The 19,453-nt window shown below is 38.9% G+C and carries 21 protein-coding genes; 18 read left to right on the top strand and 3 right to left on the bottom strand.

Going from position 1 to position 19,453, the window contains the following annotated elements; translation table 11 throughout:
* The first annotated feature begins 10 nt into the window (after positions 1-10).
* The 5 genes from ezrA to K3T81_RS13725 all read left to right on the top strand — a co-directional run bounded on the left by ezrA (position 11) and on the right by K3T81_RS13725 (position 6,244).
* Positions 11-1,702 (top strand): septation ring formation regulator EzrA, encoded by a 1,692-nt coding sequence (gene ezrA / locus K3T81_RS13745; protein WP_106897174.1) that lies wholly within the window; start codon positions 11-13, stop codon positions 1,700-1,702.
* A 115-nt stretch (positions 1,703-1,817) separates the two neighbouring features.
* Positions 1,818-2,957 (top strand): cysteine desulfurase family protein, encoded by a 1,140-nt coding sequence (locus K3T81_RS13740; RefSeq protein WP_238020561.1) that lies wholly within the window; start codon positions 1,818-1,820, stop codon positions 2,955-2,957.
* Between the two features lie 6 nt (positions 2,958-2,963).
* Positions 2,964-4,166: a tRNA uracil 4-sulfurtransferase ThiI gene (gene thiI, locus K3T81_RS13735; protein ID WP_238020560.1), complete on the top strand. Its 1,203-nt coding sequence runs from the start codon at positions 2,964-2,966 to the stop codon at positions 4,164-4,166.
* A gap of 96 nt (positions 4,167-4,262) precedes the next feature.
* Positions 4,263-4,463, top strand: a complete 201-nt coding sequence (locus K3T81_RS13730; protein ID WP_036572074.1) for an alpha/beta-type small acid-soluble spore protein — start codon at positions 4,263-4,265, stop codon at positions 4,461-4,463.
* A 176-nt stretch (positions 4,464-4,639) separates the two neighbouring features.
* The gene (locus tag K3T81_RS13725) at positions 4,640-6,244 is read left to right on the top strand and encodes an amidohydrolase (RefSeq protein WP_238020559.1); all 1,605 of its coding nucleotides are present in this window, start codon (positions 4,640-4,642) and stop codon (positions 6,242-6,244) included.
* Positions 6,245-6,295: 51 nt separating this feature from the next.
* On the opposite strand, the gene K3T81_RS13720 is transcribed toward K3T81_RS13725, so the two are convergent.
* Entirely contained in the window at positions 6,296-7,096 is an 801-nt protein-coding gene (locus K3T81_RS13720) for an NAD kinase (protein WP_238020558.1), read from the bottom strand.
* Between the two features lie 94 nt (positions 7,097-7,190).
* On the opposite strand from K3T81_RS13720, the gene K3T81_RS13715 reads away from it, so the two are divergent.
* The 5 genes from K3T81_RS13715 (at position 7,191) to K3T81_RS13695 (ending at position 11,278) form a co-directional block, all read left to right on the top strand.
* Entirely contained in the window at positions 7,191-7,835 is a 645-nt protein-coding gene (locus tag K3T81_RS13715) for a DUF2953 domain-containing protein (protein ID WP_238020557.1), read from the top strand.
* Positions 7,836-7,849: 14 nt separating this feature from the next.
* Positions 7,850-8,302: a GerW family sporulation protein gene (gene ytfJ / locus K3T81_RS13710; protein WP_106897168.1), complete on the top strand. Its 453-nt coding sequence runs from the start codon at positions 7,850-7,852 to the stop codon at positions 8,300-8,302.
* Positions 8,303-8,448: 146 nt separating this feature from the next.
* Positions 8,449-8,949 carry a thiol peroxidase gene (gene tpx, locus K3T81_RS13705; RefSeq protein WP_106897167.1) on the top strand — a complete coding sequence of 167 codons (501 nt, stop codon included), beginning with the start codon at positions 8,449-8,451 and terminating at the stop codon, positions 8,947-8,949.
* Between the two features lie 154 nt (positions 8,950-9,103).
* A complete protein-coding gene (locus K3T81_RS13700) occupies positions 9,104-10,090 on the top strand; it encodes a class I SAM-dependent methyltransferase (RefSeq protein ID WP_238020556.1) in 987 nt (328 codons plus the stop codon).
* Positions 10,091-10,096: 6 nt separating this feature from the next.
* On the top strand, positions 10,097-11,278 hold the full coding sequence (locus K3T81_RS13695; protein WP_036572085.1) for an acetate kinase: 1,182 nt from the start codon (positions 10,097-10,099) through the stop codon (positions 11,276-11,278).
* Positions 11,279-11,371: 93 nt separating this feature from the next.
* On the opposite strand, the gene K3T81_RS13690 is transcribed toward K3T81_RS13695, so the two are convergent.
* Positions 11,372-11,800: a universal stress protein gene (locus K3T81_RS13690; RefSeq protein ID WP_106897164.1), complete on the bottom strand. Its 429-nt coding sequence runs from the start codon at positions 11,798-11,800 to the stop codon at positions 11,372-11,374.
* A 185-nt stretch (positions 11,801-11,985) separates the two neighbouring features.
* Here K3T81_RS13690 and K3T81_RS13685 point away from each other — a divergent pair, with 185 nt between their 5' ends.
* A complete protein-coding gene (locus tag K3T81_RS13685) occupies positions 11,986-12,147 on the top strand; it encodes a hypothetical protein (RefSeq protein ID WP_182858829.1) in 162 nt (53 codons plus the stop codon).
* Positions 12,148-12,314: 167 nt separating this feature from the next.
* On the top strand, positions 12,315-13,433 hold the full coding sequence (gene ald, locus K3T81_RS13680) for an alanine dehydrogenase (protein ID WP_238020555.1): 1,119 nt from the start codon (positions 12,315-12,317) through the stop codon (positions 13,431-13,433).
* A gap of 46 nt (positions 13,434-13,479) precedes the next feature.
* Here the strand turns inward: ald and K3T81_RS13675 are convergent, their stop codons facing one another.
* Positions 13,480-14,577 (bottom strand): M24 family metallopeptidase, encoded by a 1,098-nt coding sequence (locus K3T81_RS13675; protein ID WP_238020554.1) that lies wholly within the window; start codon positions 14,575-14,577, stop codon positions 13,480-13,482.
* Between the two features lie 143 nt (positions 14,578-14,720).
* Here K3T81_RS13675 and K3T81_RS13670 point away from each other — a divergent pair, with 143 nt between their 5' ends.
* The 6 genes from K3T81_RS13670 to K3T81_RS13645 all read left to right on the top strand — a co-directional run bounded on the left by K3T81_RS13670 (position 14,721) and on the right by K3T81_RS13645 (position 19,441).
* Positions 14,721-15,233 (top strand): DUF4178 domain-containing protein, encoded by a 513-nt coding sequence (locus tag K3T81_RS13670; RefSeq protein ID WP_238020553.1) that lies wholly within the window; start codon positions 14,721-14,723, stop codon positions 15,231-15,233.
* A 13-nt stretch (positions 15,234-15,246) separates the two neighbouring features.
* Positions 15,247-15,912 carry a PspA/IM30 family protein gene (locus K3T81_RS13665; RefSeq protein ID WP_106897160.1) on the top strand — a complete coding sequence of 222 codons (666 nt, stop codon included), beginning with the start codon at positions 15,247-15,249 and terminating at the stop codon, positions 15,910-15,912.
* Between the two features lie 74 nt (positions 15,913-15,986).
* The gene (locus K3T81_RS13660) at positions 15,987-16,622 is read left to right on the top strand and encodes a DUF4247 domain-containing protein (RefSeq protein WP_238020552.1); all 636 of its coding nucleotides are present in this window, start codon (positions 15,987-15,989) and stop codon (positions 16,620-16,622) included.
* Positions 16,623-16,637: 15 nt separating this feature from the next.
* Positions 16,638-17,033, top strand: a complete 396-nt coding sequence (locus K3T81_RS13655) for a DUF350 domain-containing protein (protein WP_106897158.1) — start codon at positions 16,638-16,640, stop codon at positions 17,031-17,033.
* A 118-nt stretch (positions 17,034-17,151) separates the two neighbouring features.
* Positions 17,152-18,687, top strand: coding sequence for a polyamine aminopropyltransferase (locus tag K3T81_RS13650; protein WP_106898533.1), 1,536 nt, complete (start codon positions 17,152-17,154; stop codon positions 18,685-18,687).
* Between the two features lie 73 nt (positions 18,688-18,760).
* Positions 18,761-19,441, top strand: a complete 681-nt coding sequence (locus tag K3T81_RS13645) for a metal-dependent hydrolase (protein ID WP_238020551.1) — start codon at positions 18,761-18,763, stop codon at positions 19,439-19,441.
* The last annotated feature ends 12 nt before the right edge of the window (positions 19,442-19,453 follow it).

Below are 19,453 nucleotides of genomic sequence, written 5' to 3'. Positions count from 1 at the left end.
GAGGCAATTTATGGCATACTTCATAGGAATTGTACTAGTTATCATTACATTAATTATTATCGGTCTTATTCTCAGAAAACGTGTATACGATGTCGTGGATCGTTACGAGGCTTGGAAAATGGACATTATGGGTCGGAACATTGCCTCACAGTTGGGAAGGATTAAGACATTAAATTTATCCGGAGAAACGCAGGATAAGTTTGAATCCTGGAAGGAACGCTGGGAGCATATCTTAACGAAGGAACTTCCTGATATTGAAGAGCATTTATTTGATGCAGAAGAGGCAGCGGACAAATACCGTTTTTCTAAAGCTAAAAAGACATTAAATAATGTAGAAGAGATTTTGCAAACAATCGAAGCTAACATAGAGAAGCTACTTGCAGAAGTAGACATGCTGTTAGAGTCGGAAGAGCAAAGCCGAAAAGAAATGGACACTTTAAATCCTAAAATAAAAGCAATGAAAAAAGCACTTTCCCAAAACCGCTATCAATATGGAAAAGCCGAGCGATATTTCGATAATCAACTAGATACACTACAAGAAAAGACTTTGGTGTATGAGCAATCGACAGAGGCCGGCGATTATATGGAGGCTAAACAGGTTGTCGATGAACTAACTATCGAAATTCATGAGCTTGAGGAGCAATTTGATGCATTTCCTTTCTATTATAAGAAATGCAAACATGAGCTTCCAGCACAGTTAGATCAATTATTTTCCGGTCTTAAAGAGATGAAGGATGAAGGGTATCATGTCGAGCATTTGGCATTTGAAAAAGAGATACGTACATATCAAGAACGTCTAGCAAGTACAGTTGAAGCCATGGAAAAAGGCGAGACAAAAGAAGTAGAAGCAACGATGGAAGAAATGGAAGAACGTATAAAGGAAATGTACGAGCTACTGGAAAAAGAAGCACTTGCCAAGAGCTACCTCGACACACAGGTGCCAAGCTATCAGCAGGCTGTAGCAGATATGAACCAAGCTTTTCTAGACACGAAATCTGAAGTAGAGCAATTAAAGAAAGCCTATTACTTTGAAGATGGTGATATGGAACGTTATATGGCTTTAGAAAAGTCGATTGGGAAATTAACGGTTGAGCTGGAAGAACTATCAGAAAAACTTACAAATGATAAAGCTTCGCATTCGGAACTTAGAAATCTGGTAGAAGATGGATATATCCAATTGGAGGAAATGAAGGAAAATCATGAAGCCTTCAAGGTACGGATCCGAAATCTTCGTAAAGACGAGTTGGAAGCAAAAGAGAAGTTGACGGAAATGCGCAATCAATTGTATGATATACAACGTAAATTAAAGAAGAGCAATGTACCTGGCATTCCGACCTTTATATGGAATTCCATGGAAACAGCGTCTGAGAAAAATAATCGCGTTATTAAAACACTCGAAAAGCAGCCATTGGATATGGCCGAAGTACAAAAGGCGTTAAGCGATGCTGCAACTGCCGTTGAGCAAGTAGCAGAGCAAACAGATATGATGCTTGAACAAGCGTATCTGACAGAACAGGTTATTCAATATGCTAATCGGTACCGCAGTCAATATCCATTACTTGCTGCAAAGTTAGCTGAATCAGAGCGCTTATTCCGTGCCTACGAATATGAGCTTTCATTAGAGCAAGCAGCCAAAGCAATTGAAGAAATTGAGCCAGGTGCTTTAAAACGTATAGAGGAATATCAATTGACTGCAAATTAAGCGTAATATAGGTAGCTTAAATAAATATTCATTAAAAAGAAAAGGATATTATAGAAATATCCTTTTTCTTCTGTGTTCTAATATAATAAAAGGTTCATTGCAAGGAGTCCGTATTATGATTTATTTAGATAATAGTGCAACAACAAAGCCTGATCCAGGTGTACTAACTAGTTTTGAACAAATTTCAAGCCATTATTTTGCAAATCCATCCTCCATTCATCCTTTTGGTGGGGAAGCGGAGAAGCTATTGAATATGGCAAAGAAACAAGCAGCAGAGCTGTTGAAAGTGAAACAAGAAGAAGTTGTTTTCACCTCTGGGGGGACAGAAGGTAATAATATGGCGATTAAAGGTATTGCTTTACAGCACCAGCAACGCGGTAAGCATATTATTACAACGGAAATAGAACATCCTTCCGTATTTGAAGCATGTAAAAGCTTAGAATCGCTTGGTTTTGATATTACCTATTTACCAGTTGATCAATCAGGCGTTGTTTCTGCACTTGATGTGAAAGCAGCAATTAGGAAAGATACCATTCTAATTAGCGTAATGCATGTGAATAATGAGTTAGGGAGTATACAACCGATAAAAGAGATTGCTGACCTTGTTGCGACATACCCGAAAATATTTTTTCATGTAGACGATGTACAGGGATTAGGTAAAGTGCCACTTACTTTGTCTCATTCGGGCATTAATTTATGTACGATGTCAGGGCATAAGATCAATGGACTTAAAGGCACGGGGATCTTATATGTAGACAATCGAACAACACTTTTCCCTTTATTTCACGGTGGTGAACAAGAACGAAACCTACGATCTGGTACTGAAAATGTGGCTGGTACTGTATCGATGGTAAAAGCTCTTCGTCTCATTAAAGAAAAAGAGGCTACAAGGCTTGCCAATCTATACAGTGTCCGAGACTTTCTTCTTAATTCTTTGACGGAAATACCTGAGGTAGTTATAAACACTCCAGATAATGCGGCCCCACATATTGTCAATTTCTCTGTACCGGGTACAAAACCTGAAGTAATGATTCATATACTGGCAGAGAAGGACATCTATATTTCAACCAAATCTGCTTGCTCTTCTAAACAGTCGGATGAGAGCAAAATTTTGGTGGCATGTGGCTTTCCTCGAGATCGAGCCATATCTGCATTAAGAGTGAGCTTATCGTATGAGACTACGAAAGAAGAAATTCAACAATTTATAGAAGTGCTGAAACAGGCAATACATCAATTTAAAAAAGTTATGGAGTAGATAATAATGGAATATGATCACATACTAATTCGCTACGGTGAAATGGCGTTAAAAGGGAAGAACATTAAGAAATTTATTATAAGACTGCAGGAAAACGTTCAGCACAAGCTAAGAGCCTTTCCTAATGTAAAGGTAAAACGGACCCAGGGAAGAATGTTTATCATTTTAAATGGCTCAGATCCTGCCCCAATTATCGAAAAGTGTAAAGACATATTTGGTATTCAAAGTTTAAGCCTTGCTATAAAAGTAGAAAATGAACCAGAAGCAGTGAAAGAGGCAGCTCTTTATGCTTTGAAAAACAGCGAAGAGGTTAAAAAGTTTAAAGTAACGGTGAAACGAATTAATAAAGATTTCCCTATCCGTTCCCAAGAATTTAACCAAATCCTTGGGGGACACCTTTTAAGCAATACAGAAGGATACACGGTTGATGTCCATCAACCAGATTTAGAAATAAAAGTAGAAATCAGAAATGAAGCAACGTATATTACATCAAGCGTTGTAAAAGGGCTAGGAGGCTTACCTGTAGGGACTTCCGGGAAATCCCTTCTTCTATTGTCAGGAGGGATTGACAGTCCTGTTGCAGGGTATTTGGCAATGAAACGAGGCGTTCAATTAGAAGCTATTCATTTTCATTCTCCACCGTTTACAAGTGATCGAGCAAAACAGAAGGTACTTGATTTAGCAAAACAACTTACCAGGTTTGGTGGTTCCATTAAGGTGCATATCGTTCCTTTCACAAAGCTACAACAGGAAGTATTTAAGTCAATACCTGATGGCTACGCGATGACGATTATGCGTCGTATGATGATGCGAATCAGTGAGAGGGTTTGTGAGCAAGAATCCATCTTGTCCATGACAACAGGAGAGAATCTTGGACAGGTGGCAAGTCAAACCATGGAAAGTATGAACACAATCAATGAAGTGACGAATTATCCCGTGATTCGTCCTCTCGTTACGATGGATAAATCTGATATTATTAACATCTCTCAGCAAATTGGGACATATGAGACTTCCATATTGCCGTATGAGGACTGCTGTACAATTTTTGTACCTAAAGCACCAAAAACAAAGCCAAAAAGAGAGAAAGCCAATTATTATGAATCCACAAAAGACTATACTGCCCTGATAGAGGAAGCAGTTTCTGGCATTGAAAAAGTAAAGGTTACTGCAGATACAACAATGGAACCAACGTTTGAAGATCTGTTTTAAATACAACTGAATTTTTTCTAAGATATACCAGCTTAATCCGTGCATGTTTTCCCCTAAGATAACGCATTCTATAGTTACCAAGGGAGGTGAACTAACATGGCAAGTAACAATTCTTCAAATCAATTATTAGTTCCTGGTGTTCAACAAGCATTGGACCAAATGAAGACAGAAATTGCTAGCGAGTTTGGTGTACAACTTGGTGCTGATACAACTTCTCGTGCCAACGGTTCTGTTGGAGGAGAAATTACGAAACGTCTTGTACAAATGGCTGAACAGCAATTTGGCGGACAGAAATAACAATTACAATTTTATAATTTATGGTTAGGACTGTCCGGAAACGGGCAGTCCTTAATTTTTTCCAGATTTAAGTAGAGAATAAATTTGAAAATTAAATATAAAAAGCTATATTACTTGCTAAACTGAAATATTCTTTTTAAAGTAGGACTTAATATATCTAGAGAGGAAGAGCACCTATGGGGGTACTTTGGTTTGGTGGAAACATTTACACGATGGAGAAGGAAGGAACTGCAATTGAAGCTGTCTACACAGAAGGAGGTATAATAAAGGCTGTTGGAACTTATGAAAAACTATACCATACTTATGCAGCGTCAATTGAACAAGTGGAAAACCTTCAAGGTAAGACAATGCTTCCTGGACTTGTAGATAGTCATTTACACATAATAGGCCATGGAGAAAAGCTGCTCCGGTTAGATTTATCTCAAATGAAATCAGCGACAGAAGTAGTGGAGGCGCTGAGCAATCGGACTGCCAATCTAAGTGAAGGTGAGTGGCTGATTGGGGAAGGATGGAATGAAAATCAGTGGCAAGACGCTTCCATCATACATAAAGAAGTGCTTGATAAAATTAGTCCCTATAATCCGATGATGCTATCACGTGTTTGTCGACACGCCATATTAGCAAACACCAAGGCAATGGAGCTAGCAGGCGTAATGGAAGAAAGTCCTGACCCTCAAGGTGGCATTATCGTACGAGACGATGCAGGAGAGACGACAGGGTATTTTTTAGATACAGCACAGGAACTCATTAAAAATGCCATGCCAAGTGTTTCACAAGACTATCTTGAGCAAGTTATTAATATTGCTACGGATGATCTCATGTCAAAAGGTTTAGTTGGTGGGCATAGTGAGGATTTAAACTATTATGGCGGCTTTCATAAAACATTTGGCGCATTCAAGAATGCCATTGATGGAAAGGCGAGAAAGTTTAAAGCACATTTACTTGTCCATCATGAGGTGATGTCAGACATGGTTGATGAAGGACTAGGCTATCTTGAAGGTACCGAATATGTAGAATTGGGTGCAGTTAAGATCTTTTCTGATGGCGCCCTTGGTGGCAGAACAGCATGGCTGACAGAGGAATACGCTGATGAAAAAGGGAATTACGGTGTGGCTATTCACAATGAAGAAACGCTTGAACAAATAGTGAAAGAAGCACGGCGACATGGTTTACCAATTGCAGTTCATGCAATAGGAGATCAAGCTGTTGATGCAATAACTGGAATCATAAAAAAGCACCCATTGTCTAATGGGGCAAGAGACAGAATTATTCACGGACAAATACTAAATGAACATTCTTTACAAATGTTGAAGGAACTTCCCGTAGTAGTCGACATTCAACCTTCCTTTGTTTCATCTGATTTTCCATGGGTGCTCGATAGAATAGGGGATAAACGGTTGAACTTGTCTTATGCATGGAAAACATTACTTGATGAAGGGGTAAAATGTGCGGGTGGATCAGACGCACCCATTGAGGAAGTTTCTCCATTATTAGGAATAGAGGCAGCTGTAACGAGAAAGTCACAGATTGATAATCAGGTATACCGTCCAGAAGAACGTTTGAGCGTGTTTGAAGCAGTTACATTATACACTTCAGGCAGTGCCTATGTAATTAACCAAGAGGAAACCAGAGGTAAAATCGCACCTGGATTTAGTGCAGATTTCACGGTACTAGAAGAAGATATTTTCCAAGTACAACCGGAAACCATTCATGAAATTAATGTAGCAATGACAGTTATAGATGGAAATATCGTATATAAAAACGCCCCCACTCCATTATAGGGGAGGGGGGGTTGTTTTGCTAAGACCTAACTGCAAGCTTCGATCGGAAACCTACAAAAACGTTCGTTTAACGCGATCCCAGTATGAATTGTCTTTAAGCTTCACTGTTTTAATTGCTTTGTCACTAAGTGTTACATTTAGCTCATGAATATTTCGAATAGAATAGGCTTCATTATCCAAGCCGATAATCGGATAATCATTTCCGTCCTGAATGATCTCTAATGATAATTTTCTATCACTGTTAAGTACAAAAGAGGAACCGAGTGTTCTGTATCGATTATTATTAATGGAAGCGAGCTCCGACACTTGGAAACAAGGAATTTTAGGATCAATAACCGCGCCATTCGTTGACTTGTTATAGCCTGTACTTCCAGTTGGGGTTGCTACAATTAAACCGTCACCCCGGAACGTTTCAAAATACATATCGTCAATTTTAACGTCAATTACAATTGATTTAATTAGAGTAGAACGAACACTTAATTCGTTTAGACATTCAAAGGATGTTTCACCATTAACCTCCACGTTGATTACAGGGAAGCGGCGAACCTCCATCTCTGCATGCCTCATTGTATCTAGCATGTCATCAAAGTTGTCCATATTAAAATCGCAATACAAACCAGACTCATTAGAGCGTGTAATTCCCGTGTATAGGCAATCCTCGCGAAAACCTGTTTTTCTGACTGCTTGCAAGAACATGCCATCTCCGCCAATACTGACGATTATATTTGCATTCTGTGGATCCTCTACAATGTTAAAACCGTTTTCTTTTGCAAGGTCAAATAAAGTTTCTAATTTATTCTGTAATTCCTCATCCTTCTTATAATAAAAAAAGATATTTCTACGTTGCTCCATTTCTTTCCATACCTCCAATGCTAATTAGATACAACTATATCATATCATTTTGAAAGCGATTTAACCAAAAAGAGGAATATTGTAAGAGTAGAAAATGGCAATGTGTAGCAAAATAGTAATAGCTAACCAAATGAGCGAAATGGGGCTTCTTATGATCTGGTTCACGATTCTCCTTATTCTGTTATTAATTTTTTTGCTACTCATCACTCGTGTCTACGTTACTGCTAACCTTATTTATACAACAGATAATCATTGGTTAGACCTTCGTATCCATGTGCTTCGGATTTGTGTCTTCCGCAGAAAAATACCTTTAGAAGCCGATACTTCCCAGAAGGGCTCTCACAATATATCCTTTTCCAACGTGAGAAATGTATTGAAGCGTGAATTCCATATTGTGAAGGGGCTTGGAAAGTCAATGATTAACGTGCTAAAGCGTGTTCGTTTTCATAAACTTGTCTGGCATACAGAAGGAGGTACTGGTGATGCTGGAAGCACAGGACTTGTGGCAGGTGGGGTATGGTCAATCAAAGGTGTCATCATCTGTTACTTGGTACAGCATAGTCAGATGAAATGCAAACCTGTCATTCAAGTGGTTCCTCATTTTCAGCAACCATGTTTTTATACAAGAGTAGAATGCATTGCATCCTTAAGAATTGGGCAAGCTATTTACGCTCTCGTCCATATGTTAAAAAATACTGTAATTAAGGGAGAATCGTTTCAACCTAAAACTGAGGTATAGGAGGTAGATTAATTATGGAAGAACATCCAATACAAGGATTAATGACGACAGCAATGGAAAATTTAAAGGACATGATCGAAGTAAACACCATTATCGGAGATCCAGTTGAATCACCTGATGGGAGTGTTATTATCCCAGTTTCAAAACTTGGATTTGGTTTTGCGGCGGGAGGTAGCGAATTTAATGCCGGCAAATCACAAGGTGATAGTGAAGTAGAATTGCCTTTTGGTGGAGGTAGCGGGGGTGGTGTTTCCATTACACCTGTGGCATTCCTTATTGTCAGTGAAAGAGGAATTAAAATGGTTCACCTTGATCAGCATACCCATATTTATGAAAAGATGCTTGATTTTGCTCCACAAGTGGTTGAGAAAGTGCAACAAATTATTAAAGAGTCCACACAAGGAAAAAAACCAAAAGAACAGCAATCTAGAAAATCCAAAGACTCCCCGTCTCAGTACGATATTTAAATGATGGGGCTTTCAATTTACAGAGTAGGATGAATGTAATGGGTTTCAATAATTTATTGCTGAAATAAGGCAGAAATTGTTGGACAAGGCCCAAATTTATATTCATAATACTAAGGGAATACAATTATTTAGGAGGAATGCTTCATATGGCAAATGTTACATTCCATCAAGACCCTGTCACATTAGTTGGGAAAGAAGTAAAGGTTGGAGACAAGGCTCCGGATTTTAATGTTTTGAGCAATGATCTCAACTCTGTATCCCTTGGTGATTATGACGGGAAAGTAAAACTAATCAGTGTCGTTCCCTCGATTGATACAGGGGTATGTGCTGAACAGACAAAACGGTTTAATGATGAAGCGGATAAGATAGGTAATGTCAAAGTGTTAACAGTAAGTATGGATCTCCCTTTTGCACAGAAGAGATGGGTCAACAAGCACGAAATTAACAGTCTTGATACACTATCGGATCACCGGGATGCAAATTTTGGTCAAAACTACGGTGTGTTGATAGAGGAATTACGATTGTTGGCGAGATCGATTTTTGTTGTTGATTCGAACAACAACATCACATATGTTGAATATGTCAGTGAAGTAAGTAACCACCCTGACTATGATGCTGCATTAGATGCTGCCAAGAAAGCAGAATAATCGACTCCAATCTCTCTCGCTATTTAGTTGAGAGAGATTTTTACTGTGAAAACACTTTCAGTAAATTTCATAACATATTTAGCTACCATTGCTTTGTACATAGCCATTTGTTTTGGTACAATAGAAACGCTTTAGGAACGAATGGAGGATTGTAATGGGGAAATCAAATGTAGAGCTATTATATGAATGGCTAGATCAAACAACGAACCTTATTCAACAACAACGTCATGAACCGTATTTGGATAGCCTGGCAACAACTATGGAAATTTTGTTTATGCAGGAAATACCAGAGAATCAAGATGACATAACTTCACATAAATTGCAGCAATCTATAACAGAACTTGAACTAGCGGATTTTTCAAAAGAGGATGTTCGAAAAGCGACACAGTTGGCAATGCTAAAAGGGATGAAGGATTCAACTCAACAGCAACATTTGATGACACCTGAAACCGTAGCTTTGCTTGTTGCGTATTTCGCAGAAAAGGTTATGCTTGCAAACGAAAAGGTGCGGATATTTGATCCAGCAGGTGGCACTGCTAACTTGCTATCCACAGTGCTTGATCGATTACAACAGCCGGTTGAAGCATTTGCTTCAGAAGTGGATCCTACGTTGATACAGCTTGCTGTTATGAATGCTAATTTACAAGAGAAACAAATCGAATTTTTCCATCAGGACAGCATTCGACCGTTTTTACTAGACCCAGTTGATTTGGTAGTGGCAGATTTACCAGTAGGCTATTACCCTGATGATGTTCAAGCAGCACAGTTTGAGCTGAAAGCGGATGAAGGACATTCATATGCCCATCATTTATTTATTGAACAAGGGATGAATTATACCAAACCAGGCGGCTATATGATTTATGTCGTACCTGATTTTCTGTTTGATAGTGATCAATCGGACAAACTCCACCGTTACATCCAGGAGTATGCACATATTGTTGGGGTCGTTCGTTTACCTGAAAGTGTTTTTAAATCTGAAAAGAATGTAAAAAGCATTCTCATTCTGCAGAAAAAATCGCAGGATTCTCGTCCGCCAAAACAGCCTTTGCTTGTGCAAATGCCATCATTGAAAAACACCAACGCAATGGCAGATATTTTAGGACAAATGAATAATTGGTTCCAAACGTATAATAAGGAGTGAGCAACAATGAGTAATGTATTGGCAATCAATGCTGGTAGTTCATCTTTGAAATTCCAATTAATAAAAATGCCAGATGAGGAAGTAATGGCAAAAGGATTAGTAGAACGTATTGGTCTTCCAGAAGCAGTTTTCACCATTGAAGTTAATGATAAAGAGGATAAATTTGTTGGAGACATCCCGAATCATGAAGAGGCTGTAAAGAAATTATTAGCTTCACTAACGGATACAGGCGTTATTACGTCCCTTGATGAATTAGATGCAATTGGCCACAGAGTGGTTCATGGCGGAGAAAAATTTAGTGATTCTGTCAAGTTGACAGACGAAGTAATTCAAAGTATTGAAGAGGTTTCAGAGCTTGCGCCACTTCATAACCCTGCCAATTTAACTGGAATTAATGCATTCAAAGAAATCTTGCCGAATGTGCCAATGGTAGCAGTGTTTGATACAGCATTCCATCAAACGATGCCAGAATCATCTTACCTATACAGTCTTCCATATGATTATTATGAAGATTATGGGATCCGAAAATATGGTTTCCATGGTACATCCCACAAGTACGTTTCACAACGCGCTTCTGAGCTAATGGGCGTTCCACTTGAGCAATTAAGACTAATCTCATGTCACTTGGGTAATGGTGCTAGTATTGCTGCTATACAAGGTGGAGAATCTATTGATACGTCTATGGGCTTCACCCCATTAGCTGGTGTGACGATGGGAACACGTTCTGGAAACATTGACCCGGCACTTATTCCATATATTATGGAGAAAACTGGTAAGACAGCGGAAGAAGTAATGGACGTTTTAAACAAAGAAAGTGGTATGCTTGCACTTTCTGGATTCTCTAGTGACTTGCGTGATATTGAGCAACAATCAGGAGAAAACAAGCGTGCAGAACTAGCACTTGAAGTTTTCGCTGGTCGTATTCATAAATATCTCGGTTCCTATGCTGCAAAAATGTCTGGTGTAGACGCAATTATCTTTACAGCAGGTGTCGGGGAGAATAGTGCAACAATCCGCGAAAAAGTGTTACATGGTCTGGAATTCATGGGTGTATACTGGGACCCTGCACTAAACCAGATTCGTGGAAAGGATCAGTTCATTAACTATCCGCATTCTCCAGTTAAGGTTATTGTTATTTCGACTAATGAAGAAGTTATGATCGCTCGCGACACGTTGAGATTAGCTTAGATTTTTATAAAGGTTTTGCCATTATGAAGTGGCAAAACCTTTTTTTATCGGTTGATTTGTTCCATTTGCTAATTTTAAGTAGAAATGCTGTTTTTATCTTACAACTAACACGTCACACGAGGCATATCGCGTAATACTTTCGGAAACACTTCCAATTAAAAATCGTTCAACAGCACTCATTCCAGTAGCCCCACATATAATGAGATCTGCTTCGAAATCCTGTGCAATATCTTTTGCTATTTTGACCTTTGGGGAACCATATGCTACAGAGCGAACCAGGTCCATAACTCCAGCAGTTTTTGCATTTTCAACATACGTATCAAGTAATTCTTTAGCATAGCTGTCAGCTCTTTCGGAGAGCGTACGATCATATGCCTCTGCGGAAGCAAACGTACGGGAATCCACGACATGTGCAAGAATCAAACGAGCATGATTGCGTTTTGCAATATCTAGTGACTTTTTAAAAGCTTTTTCAGACGCCTGAGAGCCATCTACAGCTACCACAATATTTTTATATTCCATGCTACATCTCCCCCTTTACTTTAAGTATATACCCATATAATTTGAATCACAATTGAAATCTTTTTTCTTATATAAATTTTCAGTACTTTTCAAATGGCGAGAAGAACTCAATTGGTTTTTCTGGAAAGAAGTATGTAAGATAACATGTCACGATTATGGACAACCTATAATTGGAGGTGATAATCTTGAGTAAACAAAAGAAAGATAATTCTCCAGAAAATATTTTTGAAGATGAGAAAGGCGTTGCTGCTGTGCAAAACCAATTAAATGAGAGTTATCAAAGTGGTGTTGTTGAACAGCTGCACAACAATAAAAACATTCATACTTTTAATAATCGCAGAAGATAATATGAAGAAATAAATCCTTCTTTTTAAAGAAGGATTTATTTCTTCTTCCCCTTTGCGTAAGAATTTGGTAATGTAGCTTTAGGTACATAATGTAGTATAATGTTAGTGTGTTGTAAGTGCTTTCATAAAAATGATTATAATTATACAGAAATTGGAGGGCGAGAGCGATGAAAATAGGGATTCCAAGAGAAATTAAAAACAATGAAAACAGAGTTGCTATGGCACCTTCCGGGGTGCATACGTTATCAGATGCAGGACACGAGGTATATGTGGAAACAGAAGCCGGGTTGGGATCTGGCTTTACGGATGAACAATATATAGAAGCCGGTGCTATTATTCTGGAATCAGCGCGGGAGGTTTGGGCGCAGGAAATGGTCATGAAAGTTAAGGAACCACAGCCTGAGGAGTATGGATATTTCTATGAAGGTCTTATCCTTTTCACTTATTTACATCTTGCAGCAGAGCCTGAGTTAACGAAGGCATTAATTGAGAAAAAAGTGGTAGGAATAGCTTATGAAACTGTACAACTGGACAATCGTTCCTTGCCATTGCTTACACCGATGAGTGAGGTAGCAGGAAGAATGGCCTCACAAATTGGCGCTCAATTTTTGGAGAAGCCGAAGGGTGGAAAAGGAATTTTATTAGCTGGTATTCCAGGCGTTAAAAGAGGGAAGGTAACGATTATTGGAGGCGGAGTCGTAGGAACAAATGCAGCAAAAATAGCTGTTGGTTTAGGTGCTGATGTCACAATCATTGATTTAAGCCCGGAACGTTTACGTCAACTTGACGATATCTTTGGCTCTAAAATTAATACGATGATATCCAATCCGCTTAATATTGGACAAGCTATTTCAGAATCGGATCTAGTTATTGGTGCAGTACTGATCCCAGGTGCCAAAGCTCCGAAGCTTGTAACAGATGAAATGGTGCAACAAATGCCCGAAGGTTCCGTGATTGTAGATGTTGCCATTGATCAGGGCGGCATTTTTGAAACGAGTGACAGAATTACAACACATGACAATCCTACTTATTCAAAACATGGTGTTCTTCATTATTCGGTGGCAAATATGCCTGGCGCTGTACCGAGAACTTCTACTATCGGTTTAACGAATGTAACGGTTCCGTATGCACTTCAACTTGCTAATAAGGGGTATATAAAAGCCTGTTTAGACAATGAAGCTTTGTGTAAAGGGGTAAATACGTTAGATGGCTACGTGACGTATGAAGCTGTCGCAGCATCACACGGACTTGAGTTTGATGATGCACATGTATTGTTAAAAAGATAAAAGTAAAGCCTGCAGAGTATCCTGCAGGCTTTTGCTTATCTCTTGTCTATTCAATAATTTGTAGATCCTTTGGATATGCGGTTAGGATCTCTGCACCTTTATCTGTCATGTATACCATGTCTTCAATTCGGACGCCACCTTGTCCTGGCACATAGATACCTGGTTCAATGGTATAGCACATTCCAGTTTTCAGTGGTAGTGTGTTATTGCTGTGCATGGACGGATATTCATGTGTTTCAATACCTAAGCCATGCCCTAGACGGTGGGTAAAATAGTCACCATAGCCCGCGGTTTCAATATGCCCTCTCGCAATTTGGTCGAGCTTTCCAACAGAGATTCCGACTTTAGAAGCCTCAATTGCTTTTTGTTCAGCCTGCAATACCGTATTGTAGATGTTTTCTTGCTCTTCGGTAATTGATTTGTAGGCCACTGTTCTGGTAATGTCTGAGCAATATCCTTCAAAAATAACACCAAGATCAAATAAAACAATATCGCCTTTTTCAATCTTTTTCATACTTGGTGTTCCATGAGGTGAAGCAGTTTTTGTTCCAGATAGAGCCATCGTATTAAAGGACATTTCCTGAATGCCTTGTTTCTTCAGCTGATATTCAATTTTTGCAATCAGTTCCAGCTCACTTACGCCCTCCTGAATTGCTTCTACTCCTGTTTTGACACCGAAATCAGCTAGTGCTGCTGCCTGCTTTAATAAAGTGTATTCTTTTTTATCTTTTACCACTCTTAAGTTGGCCAATATTTCCTTACCATCGCGAATAGCTGTATCCGATAAATACTGTTTTATTGCTTCGTAACGTTCTAATGTAATGTGGTCATGTTCCAAACCAATGGAGGCTGGGACCTGGTTGGAGTTTTTGAGCCTTTTGGAAAAAAGTTCCCATGGGTTTTCGTGATCACGGTAGCTAATAATTTCAAATTGCCAGCCTGCTTGTTTTGCATCCTCTACTTCCATTGATGGTACAATAAGAATGGGATCCATGCTGTGAGATACATACACTGCAATTAAGCGCTCATGTGGCTCCGTATAGTAATTGCTTAAATAATAAAAATTTGCTTTTGATGTTATAAACATACTATCAAGATCTTGTTCCTTCATGCTTTTTAATAATGAATCTATTCTACTTGTCATATAGGCACTCCTTCATATGTAGTGTTATACTAAAGTATAACAGAGAATCCCAAATGTAAAAAAATATTACTTTTTGAAACCAAATTCTATTTAGAACGTAATACCTAATAGCAACAAAAGATATAATGATGTGAGGTGAGTTAATGGGGCTATTATCCAAGATCTTTTCCAAAAAAAAGAATGATACAGCAGCTCCTCAAGAAAGAACAGTGCTTTCCATCAAAGTTGGCGATATTATCACCTATGACCTTAGGGACTATGAGGTTGTTGGAAAGATAACATATAGAGATGGGAGCTATGAGTGGTATAGTTATCAATTGCTGGAAGGAAATGATACCATTTGGTTAGCGGCTGAAATGGATGATGAACTGGAGTTAGGGATATATCGAAAGGTACAAATTCCGATTCAAAAGCCTTATCCGAAAGAAGTTACGTATGAAAACAGCAAATACTACCTGGAAGAGACAGGTTCAGCTAGGGTGACGGGTGAAGGAAGAAGCACCTCTTTAAATGGTTCAGAAACCCACTATGCTGAATACATGGATGAGTCAGAGCAAAGCTACCTCAGTTTTGAATCATGGGGTACGGAAATAGAAGCCAGCTACGGTTATGCCATTGAAGCTTATGAAATTAAAATATTAGCAGGATCTAAATAGGAGGAGAATATATATGTTTAAATTTTTTGGTCGAATGAAAACAGTTGTAAGTTCAGAGTTAAATGCCATGCTTGATAAGGCAGAAGACCCGGTGAAAATGCTTGATCAATTTATGAGAGATATGGCAGAAGATATTAGAGAAGTAGAAGCGGCAGTTGCCAAGCAGATTGCCAATGAAAAAATGTTGAAAAGAAAAGCCAATGATGCTCAGGCAATGGTTGAAAAAAGGCAAAAACAAGCAGAACAAGCGATAGAGGCAGGTAATGATGATCTAGCTAGACGTGCACTGGAAGATAAAAAAGATCATGAAGCTACAGCAACCACATTGAACGAATCTTGGGAGCGTGCTGAACAAGATGCTACTTCACTTCGCTCAAAGCTTGATGAAATGAAAAAAGAATATCAAGAAATGAAATTGAAAAAGGATTCATTAAAAGCACGTGCTGAATCTGCAAAAACGAGAACGAAAATGAATCGTACGATGTCTTCTATCGGTAGTGACGATTCCAAGCGCGGTTTTGAGCGTATGGAAGAGAAAGTGATGCAATTTGAAGCAGAAGCTGAAACAAGTGAAGATATGTCACAAGCTAGTCGTACACTTGATGATGAGTTTGAAGATTTGGGCAAAAACGAAGTGGATGATGAACTTGCAGAGTTAAAGAAGAAAATGGGAAAATAAATTAGTTGTTAATAGGAGCAGTACTGCTGCTCCTATTAATAATATAAAACTGTAGTAGAGAGAGGGGGATTTTATTGTACAAAAAATGGCTGTTACTTGGAATGGTAATCATTATGCTAGGCGTACTTGCAGCATGTGGACCTGGCGGTATGGAACAAGATGCCAATGTTAGTGCGGGTGATATGCCGGATGAACCGAGCAAATCTGAGCTAGCTGCCGCTATAGAATCAGACAACAGTAATGAAATTGATGATTTAGTAGAGGAACATTTCCCTCTGCTTGATGTAGTGAATGGTGATACATATGAAGCGGAAATTTTTGCCACACAGCGTTTTACTAAAGAAGAGCTCGTATCATTGTTTTCTTCCGCTATAGAGCCGGAGAATGTAAGTGAAGAAAAAGATAATCAGCAAATCATGGTTTATCCAAATGACTTTGTTACACTGAAGCATAGCGAAAGCGATGATAACGTCATCTTAATTGAAGTTGCCAGTGAGGAGTTTGTTCGAAATAATTACTCACCAAGTTTTCTGCAGACGTATTTTACCTATCGACTGCTCGACGGTTTCTTAGGGAATGGTTGGAGCAATCGTAGAGCACGTTCTTGCCAATCGGGGGATTGCTATGGTGGTTATAAAAGTGGAAGTTACGGAGCGCCAAGTCGTGGAAGTGGAACATTCCGTGGAGGCGGTCCAGGTTCCGGAAAATAAAAGGAGGGTTTTTAGATGCAACCATTTATTGATACACTAATTTATTTTGCGATATCGGTCGTAATCGTATTAATTGGACTTATTATATTTGAAAACATGACAAGAAAATATAAAGACATGGAAGAAGTAAAGAACGGCAACCAGGCCGTTGCGTTATCCATTGCCGGAAAAATTATCGGTATTTGTATTGTATTAGCTTTTGCAATTTATCACAGCATTCAGATTCAAGAAACCATTATTTGGGGACTGTTTGGCGTTGTTCTGCAAATGATTGCATATGGCATTTTCGATCTGTTTACTAGGAAATTTTCTGTAGAGGAACAATTACGCGAGAACAACCTTGCAGTTGGTATCCTTTCCATGGCTGTATCTATTGGTTTAGCATTAGTCATCGGTGCTTCCATAACCTAAATAATATGGCGATTGTTTAAAACAGATTAAAATGGCTTCCGACGTTATCTGACGCGGAAGCCACATTTATTTTCATGGAAGTAAGAAGATGGAGTGATTAAAAGTGAAAGATGCAGCTATGAAGAAAAGTACCATTATCTACTGGGCTTCAGGAATTGTATCCATTTGCGGTATTATATTTGAAGTCCTATTCGGCGCACTGGGGTCTTATATATTAGGCGATGGTGTAAAACAATACACGTTAACCATTTCTCTTTTTCTTACTGGTATGGGAATTGGGGCAAGTCTAAGTGAAAAAGTAATGAAAAACCTGATTATTTCTTTTATTTGGGTTGAGTTTGGTGTAGCAATAATTGGTGGCTTCTCAAGCTTTACCATGTTTGGAATCACCGCAATTGCACCTGAGGGGACAGATGCCTTCTATCTCTACTTTATTACCGCATTAGTCGGTGCTTTAACAGGTTTTGAATTACCTATACTTATTAGGAAAGCAAATGAGATAGGAGTATCACTTAATCGAAGTACAGCTAGAGTCTTATTTTCTGATTATGCCGGTGGTCTAGTTGGCGGTTTGCTATTTGTGTTCCTACTACGCCCTCAATTCGGTATGGTAAAATCAGCCTTTTTAGTTGGTTGTATTAACGTAACCGTTGCTTTGATTGTGTTATGGCTTTTTCGTAAAGAAATTCGCCATTTTATGGTGCATGCTGTCTGTGGTGGCGTTATCGCATTGTCGCTTATTCTCGGACTGTTTTTTGGAGAAGAACTCGCCTTTAGCTTTGAACAGAAATTATATAAGGATCCAATATTACATATGGAAGAAAGCAGCTATCAAAAAATTATCCTTACTCAAGATCAGAAAGACGTGCGTCTTTATTTGGACGGTTCGTTACAGCTTAGTTCCACAGATGAATACCGTTATCATGAAACACTTGTGCATCCAGCGATGTCCTTTATAGATGAGCCTAAAAACGTGTTAATTTTAGGCGGTGGGGACGGGGTTGCTGCAAAAGAGGTATTGAAATATGATGCCTTAGAATCGATCACTTTAGTGGATCTTGACCCTGCTGTTGTCGAATTAGCGAATACTAATAAACAGCTATTGAAATTGAATGAGGGATCTTTAAAAGACCAAAAAGTGACTGTGAAAAACATGGATGCTTTTAAGTATCTTGAAAATAGTGATGAATGGTTTGATGTTATTCTCGTTGACCTGCCAGACCCCAATAACGAAAGTTTAAACAAGCTTTATACAAAAGAGTTCTATTCGTTGGCAAGAAACCACCTAACAGCAGAAGGGGCGATGATGGTACAGGCTACAAGCCCTGTTTTTGCAAGAGAAGTTTATTGGACGATTTCTGAAACAATCGCTTCTACAGGTCTTAATACAGAGAATCTTCATGTGGATGTGCCCAGCTTCGGAAATTGGGGATTTGTTATGGCGAGCAGAGAGGAAATTGATATTGAAAACCTGACAATTGAGCCCGAAACCAGGTTCCTAGAGGAAGATATGTTAGGCAGCTTAACCGAATTTGGTAAAGATGAAGATCAAGAGATTATTGGGAAGGATGGGGAGGAAACGGTGTTAAAACCAAATACTCTAATCGATCCTCATCTAATTCAAATTTATGAACGTGCATGGGAAAATTACTAAACGGGTAAAGGAATAGAGAACTTCTTATAGAAGAATAGTAGGGAGACAATCTTTAAAAAAGGAGCGAGATAGCATGAAAGTATCTTATCATGGACATTCCGTAGTAAAAGTAGAGACCGCCACACAGACGATCCTTTTTGATCCATTTATCTCAGGTAATGAGGCATGTGATTTAAATGCAGACACAATTAAAGCAGATGTCATTCTGCTCACACATGGACACAATGATCATGTGGGAGACGCATTTGAAATTGCCAAGCGAAGCAATGCTTTAGTCGTGGCACCTAATGAGCTTGCAGAGTACTTAGGCAATAAAGGATTGAGGACACACCCCATGCATATAGGCGGGAAGCACACTTTTGAATTTGGCCAAGTAAAATTCACACAGGCATTCCACGGTTCTGCCTACACCCAAGAAGATGGATCAACCGTCTACACTGGTATGCCAGCAGGTATCTTATTAACAATTGATGGTAAGACCATTTATCATGTTGGGGATACAGGATTATTCTCAGACTTAAAATTAATTGGTGAAATGAACGACATAGATGTCGCATTTGTACCAATTGGTGATAACTTTACCATGGGACCAGAAGACGCATTGGTTGCAGCAAAATGGATAAACGCTAAGACAACAGTGCCAGTGCATTACAATACCTTCCCAGTGATCGAGCAAAATCCAGCCACATTTGCTGAGAAAGTGAGTGTAGGAGAAGGGAAAGTAATGAAAATTGGGGATGTTTTGGAGATTTAACTAGGTGCTATA

This window comes from Oceanobacillus jordanicus (assembly GCF_022095695.1).
Classification (GTDB): Bacteria; Bacillota; Bacilli; order Bacillales; family Amphibacillaceae; genus Oceanobacillus_B; species Oceanobacillus_B jordanicus.
The sequence above is the reverse complement of the archived record's forward strand: the minus strand, read 5'-3'. Positions and strand labels throughout refer to the sequence as shown.

Coding starts and splice junctions, on each gene's coding strand:
- K3T81_RS13670 (WP_238020553.1), top strand. CDS start 14,721: ATGGGGCTATTATCCAAGATCTTTTCCAAAAAAAAGAATGATACAGCA.
- K3T81_RS13655 (WP_106897158.1), top strand. CDS start 16,638: ATGCAACCATTTATTGATACACTAATTTATTTTGCGATATCGGTCGTA.
- thiI (WP_238020560.1), top strand. CDS start 2,964: ATGGAATATGATCACATACTAATTCGCTACGGTGAAATGGCGTTAAAA.
- tpx (WP_106897167.1), top strand. CDS start 8,449: ATGGCAAATGTTACATTCCATCAAGACCCTGTCACATTAGTTGGGAAA.
- ezrA (WP_106897174.1), top strand. CDS start 11: ATGGCATACTTCATAGGAATTGTACTAGTTATCATTACATTAATTATT.
- K3T81_RS13665 (WP_106897160.1), top strand. CDS start 15,247: ATGTTTAAATTTTTTGGTCGAATGAAAACAGTTGTAAGTTCAGAGTTA.
- K3T81_RS13690 (WP_106897164.1), bottom strand. CDS start 11,800: ATGGAATATAAAAATATTGTGGTAGCTGTAGATGGCTCTCAGGCGTCT.
- K3T81_RS13725 (WP_238020559.1), top strand. CDS start 4,640: ATGGGGGTACTTTGGTTTGGTGGAAACATTTACACGATGGAGAAGGAA.
- K3T81_RS13675 (WP_238020554.1), bottom strand. CDS start 14,577: ATGACAAGTAGAATAGATTCATTATTAAAAAGCATGAAGGAACAAGAT.
- K3T81_RS13700 (WP_238020556.1), top strand. CDS start 9,104: ATGGGGAAATCAAATGTAGAGCTATTATATGAATGGCTAGATCAAACA.
- K3T81_RS13730 (WP_036572074.1), top strand. CDS start 4,263: ATGGCAAGTAACAATTCTTCAAATCAATTATTAGTTCCTGGTGTTCAA.
- K3T81_RS13740 (WP_238020561.1), top strand. CDS start 1,818: ATGATTTATTTAGATAATAGTGCAACAACAAAGCCTGATCCAGGTGTA.
- K3T81_RS13715 (WP_238020557.1), top strand. CDS start 7,191: ATGGCAATGTGTAGCAAAATAGTAATAGCTAACCAAATGAGCGAAATG.
- ald (WP_238020555.1), top strand. CDS start 12,315: ATGAAAATAGGGATTCCAAGAGAAATTAAAAACAATGAAAACAGAGTT.
- K3T81_RS13720 (WP_238020558.1), bottom strand. CDS start 7,096: ATGGAGCAACGTAGAAATATCTTTTTTTATTATAAGAAGGATGAGGAA.
- K3T81_RS13650 (WP_106898533.1), top strand. CDS start 17,152: ATGAAGAAAAGTACCATTATCTACTGGGCTTCAGGAATTGTATCCATT.
- K3T81_RS13695 (WP_036572085.1), top strand. CDS start 10,097: ATGAGTAATGTATTGGCAATCAATGCTGGTAGTTCATCTTTGAAATTC.
- ytfJ (WP_106897168.1), top strand. CDS start 7,850: ATGGAAGAACATCCAATACAAGGATTAATGACGACAGCAATGGAAAAT.
- K3T81_RS13645 (WP_238020551.1), top strand. CDS start 18,761: ATGAAAGTATCTTATCATGGACATTCCGTAGTAAAAGTAGAGACCGCC.